This is a genomic window from Bacteroides sp., from assembly GCF_028690125.1.
In the GTDB taxonomy this organism is placed as follows: Bacteria; Bacteroidota; Bacteroidia; order Bacteroidales; family Bacteroidaceae; genus Bacteroides.
This window is the reverse complement of record NZ_JAQVBV010000002.1, coordinates 148,516-160,199: the sequence shown is the minus strand read 5'-3', so window position 1 is coordinate 160,199 and position 11,684 is coordinate 148,516. Positions and strand designations below refer to the sequence as shown.

Genomic DNA, 11,684 nt, shown 5'->3' with positions numbered 1-11,684 from the left:
AACGTATTAACGGAAATAAAGTATAAGATAAGGTTGCCATTGTTATAGAAGAGGAATTGAATATTTAAGTCGGTACTTTGAGGAATGTTGCCGAATAATTGGATAAAGCTGCTTCAGTGTTGTTGTGAATGATATTATGTAATTGATGGAAGCCTAGTGAAAAACTATGATTTTTTTTGTTTTCATATTCTTAAAATTATACCTTTGCCAAATGACTATTAAAATAACACGTATAAAGAAAGCATTAGCTTTAATTGTTGTTGCATTGTTTTTTTCCTTTTCAAATGTTTTTGCACAGGGAAAAGATTTGCGTCCGCTTTTTGAAAAGTACGGAATAACAGTGAAAGATCAGGGTAGTAGGGGAACTTGTTCTATATTTACCATTGTCGGTTTAATAGAATTTGAACGGGCCCATGTTTTGAACGATAGTACACCGTTGTCGGTAGAATATCTGAACTGGTCTGCCAACCAAATAGAGGGAGTAAATGCCGATGGCTCATTCTTTAATTATGCGATAGACGGAATGGCAAAATATGGAATCTGTACAGACGATTATATGCCCTATGCTACGCGTTTCACAGAAAAAGTAGAGCCTTCTGAATCGGCGAAAAAAGATGCGATGTCTCGTAAAATAGGCAAACAGATATGGATTAAACAGTGGAATCCTAAAAATGGCATTACAAAAGAGCAGTTACTCCAAGTGCAAAAAGAATTAGATGCTAACCATCCGGTAGCGATAGGTTTTCAATGGCCTAAACAAGGTGAAGCTATTGGGGAGCATGGTGAACTGGCCGTAGTAGAACGTGAAAATGTATTTGACGGGCATAGTATTCTGATTGTCGGGTATCAGATGGATGATAAAACACCTGGTGGAGGGTATCTCATTTTTAAAAATTCATTCGGAGAATCTTTTGGGGATAAAGGGTATGGACGTATTCCCTATGCTTATGCTCTGCTTTATGCCAATGATGCAATGGCATTGCATCTGAAATGATCGGTCGCTGGATACCTGCTTTTGTTCCACTTCTAAAATAAAATGGCTGTAAATTAATAATTTACAGCCATTTATCCTTGCACGGGAGGAGAGGCTCGAACTCCCGACACCCGGTTTTGGAGACCGGTGCTCTACCAACTGAGCTACTCCCGTATTTGCGGCTGCAAAGGTAGTAGAAACTTTTGAATCTGCAAGCGTTCGTATAAATAAGTTTTTAACTATTTTAATTTTGTCCACTCTTCGGGTTTGAAACCAACTAGAACAGAGCTGTTTGTGACTACCAGAGGACGTTTCACCAACTTTCCGTTAGTAGCTAGTAAGGCTATTTGTTCCTCTTCACTCATATTTGGGAGTTTTTCGCTCAGTTTCAATTCTTTATACACCAATCCGCTTGTATTGAAAAACTTTTTTAAAGGTAAACCACTTTTCGGAATCCATTCTTTCAGTTCTTCCACTGTGGGGTTATCTTCCACAATCAACCGATTGACATACTCAATATTATTTTCCGTCAGCCATTTCTTAGCTTTCTGGCAGGTACTACAAGCTGGATATTGCAAAAATAAAGGTTTCATACTCAATATATTTTTTAGAAATTAAATTATTTAAATCAACATTCCCAAATCCTGATACATAATCCGGTAAGCAGTTGCTTTTTTATCTAGTGCCAACGGATAAGCACGTGAAGAAGAAGGCATCCGATATAACCTCATAGCCCGTCCTTCAAAGATAAATTCGGAGAAATCGCCGACTTTCGGCTCTTCTACTTCCAATTGTTGCCGCAGAGTATCGGTCGCTTTCTGTCCGGTAGTGACTATTGCCTTACATATAGGAATTTGTCGCAGCAATGCTGCGATATCCGTAGGTTGCACTACTTCCAGAAATTTGTCCGAAGCATTGTCCTGCAATCGTTTGATGGATGAGGCTGTATCGAACAAAGCAATTCCTTTCTCATTCAGGAAATCAATAATACGGTCACGGCAAAATGCTTTTTTTGTCTCATTCAGAAAGTAATCTTTGTTATTGAAGAACAAAAATCCAACAATACGCCACATATCATTGTTCAGGTTTGGGTAATAAAAATCCATAGACCAGCGTTTTCTTTGTGGCGGAAAGCTACCCAGCATCAGCAATTTTGCGTTTGACGGGAGAAAAGGCTTTAATGGATGTATTTCAACTTCTATTTCCATTGCTCTTTTAATTTTTTACAAAAATAATGATATTGTTCTTTTATATCAAAAAGGACGTGAAAAAATATTCTTTTGAAAATATTTAGTTATTTTTGTCCGTCAATGCTTGAATTCTTCATTAAGATGTTATTGAAAATAAGAATAATTGTAAGTGTGTCTATTATAATTCTGTTCTTTTTCTTTAGTGAAAAAAGTTATGCTTCAAAGCGACTGGAATATAATGAGATAATAGAAGTTTCCTCCACTGATTCCCTAGTGAAGGGACGCATTGTCGATCCCCATGGAACGCCACTTATCGGTGCTACAATACGAGAAAAGGGTGGTACGAAAGGTACAGTGACTGATGCAAAAGGAAATTTTGTTTTAACAGTTCCGGATAGTGCTATTCTGCAAGTTTCTTTTGTCGGTTACAAAACTACAGATATTAGCGTGGCTGGTAAAAAAATGTTAGAAGTAATTCTTTCTGAAGATGCCCTTATGCTCGACAATATCATTATAACTGCGTTAGGACTTGAGAAGAATGAATCTTCTTTGGCTTATGCTGTACAGAGGATAAGTGGAAAAGAATTGAACCGTGTGAAAGAGGTGAATATGATCACAGCTTTAGCTGGAAAGGCAGCGGGAGTGCAGATCAATAAAAATTCTTCCGGTGTGGGAGGTTCTGCCAAAGTAAGTATTCGAGGGACTCGCTCTGTATCCAGTGATAACCAACCTCTTTATGTGATAGATGGGGTGCCAATGCTGAATGAAAGTTCGGAACAAGCCTATTCGGCCATTGGTGGTACGGCAAATGCCGGAAATCGTGATGGTGGTGACGGTATCTCCAATTTGAATCCGGAGGATATTGAAAGTATTAGTATCTTAAAAGGAGCTCCTGCAGCTGCTTTATATGGTAGTCAGGCCGCTAATGGTGTCATTCTTATTACTACAAAGAAAGGCAATTCCGAAGGACAGAAGAATATTAATTTCTCTACCGGTTTGACTTTTGAAAAAGCATTTACTCTCCCTGAGATGCAAAACCGATATGGAGTAAGTGATGTGGTAGATAGCTGGGGAGATCGTTTCAATCTTAGTGTATCGGATAATCAGAATGACTTTTTCCGTACTGGAGTTACTTCAATAACTTCCGTGTCAGTTAATTATGGAAATGAAAAACTGCAGACTTATTTCTCTTATGCCAATACGACCGGACGTGGTATTATTGATAAAAACAAATTGATAAAACACAATATCAATCTGCGAGAGACTGCTGTCATGTTCAATAAACGTTTGAAACTAGACGGTAATTTGAATGCTATGAGACAGATTGTCAATAATAAGCCTGTTTCGGGAGGTTTCTACATGAATCCATTAGTGGGGCTATATCGTTTTCCCAGAGGAGAGGATCTTTCTTATTATAAAGACCACTTTGAAGTATATGATGGAGACCGAAAAATGAACACACAAAACTGGCACACTTTTACCGAGGACTTTGAACAGAATCCTTATTGGGTGGTGAACCGTATTCAGAGTAAAGATATACGTATGCGAAGCATTATCTCTCTTGCAGCTCACTTGAAAGTGAATGACTGGATGACAATTCAGGCACGTGGCAATGTAGATTATCTCGCAGATAAGTTACGCCAGAAGTTTTATGCTTCCACTGCTCCTGCTTTATGTGGAGCTAACGGACGATATATAGAAATGGATTATCAGGAAACATTGTTTTATGGTGATATCATGCTAATGGGAAAAAAGAAGTGGAATGATTTTGCAATGGATGTAGCTATTGGCGGAAGTATCAATGATAAAAACGTGAATTCCACTCGCTACGATTCTAAGAATGCTTCATTAAAGTATGCCAATGTGTTTAACCTTGCAAATATTATCATGAACGGATCAGCTAGTATTGATCAGAAAATAGATGCCCGACGCCAGCTGCAATCTCTGTTTGGTACAGCACAATTGGGATATCGTGAAAGAATTTTCCTGGATCTTACTGCCCGTAATGATTGGTCGTCTACCCTTGCTTATACGAGGCACGAGAAAACCGGATTTTTTTATCCTTCGGTTGGTATTTCCTTTTTGGTTGATAAATGGATTAAGTTGCCCGAATGGGTTACATTCGCAAAAATACGTGGAACATTGAGTAAAGTAGGTAACGATATTCCTTTGTTTATCACAAATTCCGTATCACACCTCACGGCGGGGGGAGATATGCAAGCAAATGATGCTGCTCCTTTTGAAGAGATGGAACCGGAAATGACCCGATCAACGGAAATTGGTACAGAATGGAAATTCTTAAAACAACGTTTAGGATTCAACTTTACCTATTATCGTACAAATACTCATAACCAGTTCTTCAAGCTTCCCGCTTTGGCAGGAGATAAGTATGCTTATCGATATGTCAATGCCGGAGATATCCAGAACCGGGGGTGGGAAGCAACGGTAGATGCTACTCCAGTATTAACTTCAGATTTTGTTTGGAAAACCTCCCTTAACTTTTCTTCCAATAAGAATAAAATTCTTGAACTGCATCAACAATTGAAGGAGTTTGCTTATGGACCTACCAGTTTCTCATCCAGTTATGCAATGAAACTCGTGAAAGGTGGTTCTATTGGTGATATTTATGGGAAAGCGTTTGTGCGCGATGCTGAAGGAAATATTCTTTATGAAACAAAAGGGGATTATAAAGGGCTTCCTCAGGTAGAAGGAGATGGTAATACGGTAAAAGTAGGAAATGCCAATCCGGTCTTCATGATGGGATGGAATCATACTTTTTCTTATAAAGGATTTAGTCTTTACTTTTTATTGGATTGGCGTTATGGCGGCGAAGTCCTTTCACAGACTCAGGCGGAAATGGATCTTTATGGCGTTTCGGAGGTTACGGCTCAGGCACGTGACAGAGGATATGTAACACTCGAAGGAAACCGTATAGATGATGTAAAAGGTTTCTATAAGAATGTAGTAGGAGGGCGTGCCGGAGTAACGGAATATTATATGTATGATGCTACCAATCTTCGCTTGCGGGAAGTTTCGTTAAGTTATGATTTTCCAAAGCAATGGATACAGAAAGCTAAAGTCCTGAAGAATCTACAATTATCTTTTGTAGCACGTAACCTTTGCTTTTTATATAAGAAGGCTCCATTCGATCCTGATTTAGTGTTATCTACAGGTAATGACAATCAGGGTATAGAAGTGTTTGGTATGCCTACTACACGTAGTCTGGGTTTTACTGTGAAATGTGAGTTTTAAAAGCAAGAAAGGAGATAGCGATGAAGTACCTATACATATGCTTGCTAGGAATGCTGCTATTATTTGTTGCATGTACCGGAAAGTTTCGTGATTTCAATACAGACCTTTCCGGCATTACAGATGAAGATTTGATTATTGATGATAATGGCTATGGAATTCGGTTAGGGATCATCCAGCAAGGTATTTATTTTAATTATGATTATGGAAAAGGAAAGAACTGGCCATTCCAATTGACACAGAATCTGAATGCGGATATGTTTTGTGGATATATGCACGATGCTAAACCATTGAACGGTGGCTCTCATAACTCTGATTATAATTTACAGGATGGATGGAATAGTGCTATGTGGACACAGACATACTCTTATATTTTTCCTCAAATTTATCAATCGGAAAATGCAACTAGAAATGTACATTCCGCTTTGTTCGGAATTACGAAAATACTAAAAGTGGAAGTAATGCATCGTGTGACTGATTATTATGGTCCTATTATTTACAAACACTTTGCTGATGCACAAAGCCATTATCGGCCTGATACGCAGAAGGACGTGTACTATGAGTTTTTTAATGAACTCGACTCTGCTGTTTGCGCCCTTACCAATTATATAGAGGAAAAACCGGAGTCAGTTGAATTTACTCGTTTTGATATTTTGATGGACGGAAAGTATACATCGTGGATTAAATTTGCCAATTCTTTACGGATGCGTCTAGCCATGCGTCTTGCTGCTGTTGATCCCGGTAAAGCCCGTTCCGAGTTTCTGAAGGGTTTGGAGAATGTGTATGGAGTTTTTGAGGCAGATGCCGAGAAAGTGGCAGTTTCTACTAAATCCGGCTATACTAACCCATTAGGAGAGATTAATCGTGTATGGAATGAAGCTTATATGGGGGCTGCTATGGAATCGATTCTGAAAGGTTATGATGATCCCAGGCTTGAAATTTATTTTGAACCTTGTACAGATGAGAAAAATAAAGGGAAATTTCGTGGAATCCGTCAAGGGACATGTTTTGCACATAGTCGTTATTCCGGATTATCAAAATTGTCATGGAATCAAAGTACAGATGCTCCCTTGATGACTTCTTCGGAAGTTTGGTTTCTGCGTGCTGAGGCTGCTTTACGCGGATGGACATTGGAAGATGAAGAAACTTGTTATCATAATGGAGTAGAAAATTCTTTCCGGCAATATGGAATTTATCAAATGGGTGACTATTTAACCATTGAAAGGAAGGCTTCTGACTTTGTGGATGCTTTTGATAGTGATAATGATATAAAAGCTCGCTGTAAAGTATCACCCCAATGGAATCCACAGGATGATAAAGAAACAAAACTGGAGAAGATTATTACTCAGAAATGGATCGCTATGTTCCCCGAAGGTTGTGAAGCATGGGCAGAACAGAGGCGGACAGGATATCCCCGCTTATTTCCGGTACGCTTCAACCATAGCAAAAATGGATGTGTTGATACAGAAATTATGATACGCAGACTTAACTTTCCCGGTACATTGCAGACGGAAAATTGGGAGCAGTATTTTGCTCTTGTAAAAGCTCTGGGAGCAGATGATAATGCGGGGTCAAGACTTTGGTGGGATACAGGAAATAATAACTTGGAATAAAAATCAGTGATAGTAATGTGTATATGTGTGTTGATTTAACTATTTTTGCACCTTCATTAAAACACATTTATTATGAAACAGATCATTTCTGCTCTCTTCCTGTGTATGCTTCTTTTCGCAGTGCCGGAGTTGAAAGCGCAAAACATTCAGTTACATTATGATTTCGGTCGGTCGTTGTACGACAAAGATTTGAAAGAGCGTCCTTTGTTCACTTCCACTGTCGAGAAATTTCATCCGGATAGTTGGGGGAGCACTTATTTCTTTGTGGATATGGATTATGTCTCTTCGGGGGTTGCTTCCGCTTATTGGGAAATTGCGCGTGAGTTGAAATTCTGGAAAGGACCATTTTCTGCGCATATTGAGTATAATGGTGGTTTGGCAAAAGGCTATTCTTATAACAATGCTTATCTGGCAGGACCTACCTATACATATAATAATGCTTCTTTCTCAAAAGGCTTCACATTGACCGCCATGTACAAGTATATCCAAAAACATCATTCACCCAATAACTTCCAATTGACAGGTACCTGGTATATTAATTTCTGCCATGATCTGCTTACATTCTCGGGCTTTGCCGACTGGTGGCGTGAAGAGACAAATTATGGAAAAACGATCTTTCTCACAGAACCTCAGTTTTGGGTAAATCTGAATCGCATTAAAGGTGTGAATAAGAATTTTAATTTAAGTGTTGGTTCCGAGGTAGAACTAAGTAATAACTTTGGAGGAAGAGACGGCTTTTATGCAATTCCGACTCTTGCTTTGAAATGGACATTAAACTAAGTGTTGAACTGTTTTTTAAAGTAATTCAACAGCTTATCTTAATGTGTAAAACTAATATGAATTATTGAATAAACCATCGGATGAAAACTGATTTAATTTATGGCGTGGAAGACCGCCCTCCTTTTAAGGAAGCCCTGTTTGCCGCATTGCAACATTTATTGGCTATTTTTGTGGCCATTATTACTCCTCCTCTTATTATAGCCGGTGCATTGAAACTGGATGCTGAAAAGACCGGTTTTCTGGTGTCTATGTCGCTCTTTGCCTCAGGTGTTTCCACTTTTATACAGTGCCGTCGTATCGGCCCTTTCGGAGCTGGTTTACTTTGTATTCAAGGTACCAGCTTTTCTTTTATCGGACCTATTATAGCTACCGGAATGGTAGGTGGACTACCTCTTATATTCGGTTCCTGTATGGCAGCAGCTCCAATTGAAATGGTTGTTAGTCGTACGTTCAAGTATTTACGTAATATTATCACTCCTCTGGTATCAGGTATTGTTGTATTGTTGATTGGACTAAGCTTGATAAAGGTGGGAATTGTATCTTGTGGCGGAGGTTATGCGGCTATGGACAATGGAACATTTGGCACATGGGAGAATTTGTCTATCGCTGCAATCGTATTATTAAGTGTTTTGTTTTTCAATCGCTGTAAAAACAAATATTTTCGTATGAGTTCTATTGTATTGGGACTCTGCCTAGGCTATGGGCTTGCATTTGCATTGGGAAAGGTAAACATGAGTTCTTTAAATGCCGAAATGCTGATGGGATTTAATATTCCCCAACCTTTTAAATATGGTATTGATTTCAATGTTTCTTCTTTTATTGCTATCGGTCTGGTTTATTTAATTACAGCTATTGAAGCAACGGGAGATGTAACCGCCAACTCTATGATCTCCGGTTATTCTATTGAGGGAGATTCATATCTGAAGCGTGTTTCCGGTGGTGTGATGGCAGACGGATTTAACTCTTTTTTGGCAGGTGTATTCAATTCGTTTCCAAACTCCATCTTTGCACAGAATAATGGTATTATCCAATTGACCGGGGTTGCCAGTCGTTATGTTGGCTATTATATTGCTGTTATGCTTATCCTTTTAGGTTTATTTCCTATTGTAGGAGCTGTATTCTCTTTAATGCCCGATCCTGTATTGGGAGGAGCAACTTTATTGATGTTTGGCACAGTAGCTGCTGCGGGTATCCGAATTATCTCTTCTCAGGAGATAGGACGGAAGGAGACATTGGTATTAGCAGTAAGTCTGTCTCTAGGCTTGGGTGTAGAGTTGATGCCGGATGTATTAAAACAAGCTCCGGAAGCTATCCGAAGCATTTTCTCTTCTGGAATTACTACCGGAGGTTTGACCGCAATTATTGCAAATATAATAATACGTGTGAACGAAGAAGGTAAAGGCGATTAGATCGTCAGGTTACTCATTCTTTCTGTTGTGTGAAAGGGGAAGTCAGGATACTCGTACAAACTAAAACGAGGTTCGGTTTCCCCTTTCGTGTAACTCCAGATGGAAGCATAGTCTTCCGGATCTTCTCCCATCTTGCCTAATTGCCGCAAGTATGCAGCCAGCGATTTATTCTCTACAATATAGATTTTCCCCATTTGTCCGATAATCGGACTATGGAGCCGTGTTGCGTCGTGTTCGAAGCGAAGAATACGTTTCCCGTCTTCAGTCAGTCCCACCATCTGGAAAGTCATACTCTTGCCGATAGCAGGTAAATTCAAAACGCTACGGTCGGTAGCGAGGAAAGGTAAATGATGTTTTTTCATAAAACGTCTGATTAGAGTAGCAGTATCTTCTTTTGGCTGTTCCGTTTTAATATCCAACAGTTCATACAATTCTTCTGCCTGTACCGCAGTCATTTGCCCATATATTTTCTCTTCCAGCTGTTCCTGCATCGAACGACTGTTTGGAGCAAATACCGCATAGTTTTCATTAAACCCTTTTACGGAGAAAGTATAATAGCATAGCACTCCTAACGAATTGAGAACCTGACGAATACGTGCCGTGTGCCCTCTTCGTGAAGCAGCCACTGTATATACCAACTGATTTGTGATAATCCATCCGGCAGAAATAATTTTTCGGATTGCTTCTTTTGCTTCCGGCGTAACCTCCAGCGGAGTCTGAAAGTGAGTCTGAATGATAAATTGCTTGACTCCAATAGCTGAAGCTTTTTCTTTAAATTCACGTAAGATATCAATCAATTCATCATTGATACGCATTGGCAAATAAGCCGGTAGGCGAGAGCCTAATCGTACCCGTTGCAACTCTGCATATTTTTCTCCGTCCGGACGTTCCAGGTTTGCCTTCTGTTTACGTACCGCCATGCGATATACCGCTTCGAGTATATTCCGTAAAGTCTTATTCTGGCTCATCAGCGCATCTCCTCCGGTAATAAGAATATCCCTCAACTGAGTATCTTCTTCAAAATAATTCATTAACCGGCGTAATTTATGTTCCCAACTTTCCTTCGGTTTTAAACTTTCAAATTCAAAGTTCAACCGTTCGCTTTGGAAATCGTACATACGCTGACAGGAAGCACAAAGTCCCCCGCACGCACGTCCCATCGTATCAGGAATGAGAATTGCTACTTCCGGATAACGTCGGTGAATATTATGGCCGGGTATTACCCATCCGGCAGCATTCGGTTTTCCAGCTTTTACAGTGTCCTCCTTTTCCCAGGCCCGAATATTTCCATAGGTTTGCACTAACCGTGGTGAATAAATAATGTAACTCCGAATCGTGTCATCATTGTATCCTTCTCCGCTAATATTAAGCAGTGAAAGATAATAAGGTGTTGCAAAGAAAGGCATTCCTTTTTTGCGGGCTTTATAAAGCAAATACATTGTTTCCGAAGAAAGTGAATTCCCTAGAAAGCGATTTAACTCAATTGGGCTTTTTATCGCCATTGACAGATGAAAACGGAAATCATTCCACCATTCACTAACCAGCTTATATTTCTCTTCATAACTCATTCCTTCTTCAAAATGGAACCGTACCGAAGGCTTGGATTTCCGGTTTTCTATCTTCTGAATCAGTAAATGCAACATTCGTTCTTTATTTTCAGCACGTATCTCGCGTACCTCTTCATCCAACCCTGTAGCCCAGCGTTCACTTCGATTTTTAATACGTTGTGGTGACGGAACGGGAGCAATTTCTCCCTTCAGCCGTTTAAACAGTTGAAACAATTCAATAAACAAATCCGTTGGCATCTCCACATTCTCTAATTTTTCTGTCAGAAACTGATAAAGCAGCCGAATAGTCTGTACTGGCATATCCTGTCCCATAGACAGTTCGTAGACATTCAGTCCATCATAATGTAGTAAGAGTCGAATTTGCTCTCTTGCCTCTTCCGCTATTTCTCCATCTATTTTGCAAGCATCCAAATACTGCGATAACTCAGCTTTGAAACCCTCAATAGTTGAATTCCTAGCTGATATTTGCATCAATTCCGGTATCTCCTGATTATAGATTTGTTGTAACTGTGAAAGAGTAAGTGTAAGCATTTTCTTTTGTTTCATAAGCAATTTTTCTTTTATTGGTTAATTAATAAATTTAATATTGATACAGTATATTATACCTTGCCTAACTTTCGAAAGTGCATTGAAAAACCTGTTTTCTGCTGTTTACAGCCTGTTTGTAGACTATTAATAACTGAGATGTAGAGTATTAATAGCTGAGATGTAGGTTATTAATAGTTGAGATATAGACTATTAATATTCAACAAACAGGTAAATAAAGTCCTTCTGAAGCTTCGGAAATACACTTGCGGAAGTAAAATAGTCTATAAAGATAACAAAAAAGCGGAGTTAAACTAACTCCGCTTTTACTGACATATCATTCTTTACGATTATTTTTTTCTTTCTAACATTTTGGA

Annotated in this window: 8 protein-coding genes and 1 tRNA gene; 5 read left to right on the top strand and 4 right to left on the bottom strand. The window is 39.1% G+C overall.

Annotated features, from left to right (window positions below; translation table 11 throughout):
• Positions 1-211 precede the first annotated feature (211 nt).
• Entirely contained in the window at positions 212-994 is a 783-nt protein-coding gene (locus PHO71_RS02240) for a C1 family peptidase (protein ID WP_300198272.1), read from the top strand.
• An 80-nt stretch (positions 995-1,074) separates the two neighbouring features.
• Here PHO71_RS02240 and PHO71_RS02235 read toward each other — a convergent pair.
• The 3 genes from PHO71_RS02235 to PHO71_RS02225 form a co-directional block, all read right to left on the bottom strand.
• Positions 1,075-1,147: transfer RNA gene (locus tag PHO71_RS02235), tRNA-Trp, on the bottom strand.
• Between the two features lie 65 nt (positions 1,148-1,212).
• Positions 1,213-1,566: an arsenate reductase family protein gene (locus tag PHO71_RS02230; RefSeq protein WP_300198270.1), complete on the bottom strand. Its 354-nt coding sequence runs from the start codon at positions 1,564-1,566 to the stop codon at positions 1,213-1,215.
• A 30-nt stretch (positions 1,567-1,596) separates the two neighbouring features.
• Positions 1,597-2,181, bottom strand: a complete 585-nt coding sequence (locus tag PHO71_RS02225; RefSeq protein WP_300198268.1) for a uracil-DNA glycosylase family protein — start codon at positions 2,179-2,181, stop codon at positions 1,597-1,599.
• 102 nt (positions 2,182-2,283) lie between these two features.
• Here PHO71_RS02225 and PHO71_RS02220 point away from each other — a divergent pair, with 102 nt between their 5' ends.
• The 4 genes from PHO71_RS02220 (at position 2,284) to PHO71_RS02205 (ending at position 9,214) form a co-directional block, all read left to right on the top strand.
• Positions 2,284-5,415: a SusC/RagA family TonB-linked outer membrane protein gene (locus PHO71_RS02220; RefSeq protein WP_300198650.1), complete on the top strand. Its 3,132-nt coding sequence runs from the start codon at positions 2,284-2,286 to the stop codon at positions 5,413-5,415.
• Positions 5,416-5,429: 14 nt separating this feature from the next.
• Positions 5,430-7,025 (top strand): SusD/RagB family nutrient-binding outer membrane lipoprotein, encoded by a 1,596-nt coding sequence (locus PHO71_RS02215; protein WP_300198647.1) that lies wholly within the window; start codon positions 5,430-5,432, stop codon positions 7,023-7,025.
• Between the two features lie 72 nt (positions 7,026-7,097).
• Positions 7,098-7,805 carry a DUF5020 family protein gene (locus tag PHO71_RS02210; RefSeq protein WP_300198267.1) on the top strand — a complete coding sequence of 236 codons (708 nt, stop codon included), beginning with the start codon at positions 7,098-7,100 and terminating at the stop codon, positions 7,803-7,805.
• Between the two features lie 80 nt (positions 7,806-7,885).
• Entirely contained in the window at positions 7,886-9,214 is a 1,329-nt protein-coding gene (locus tag PHO71_RS02205) for a nucleobase:cation symporter-2 family protein (RefSeq protein WP_300198265.1), read from the top strand.
• Here the strand turns inward: PHO71_RS02205 and PHO71_RS02200 are convergent.
• Complete coding sequence (locus PHO71_RS02200) at positions 9,211-11,328, bottom strand: KamA family protein (protein ID WP_300198263.1); 2,118 nt, start codon at positions 11,326-11,328, stop codon at positions 9,211-9,213. The two genes, PHO71_RS02205 and PHO71_RS02200, sit on opposite strands and share 4 nt — an antisense overlap.
• Between the last annotated feature and the right edge of the window lie 356 nt (positions 11,329-11,684).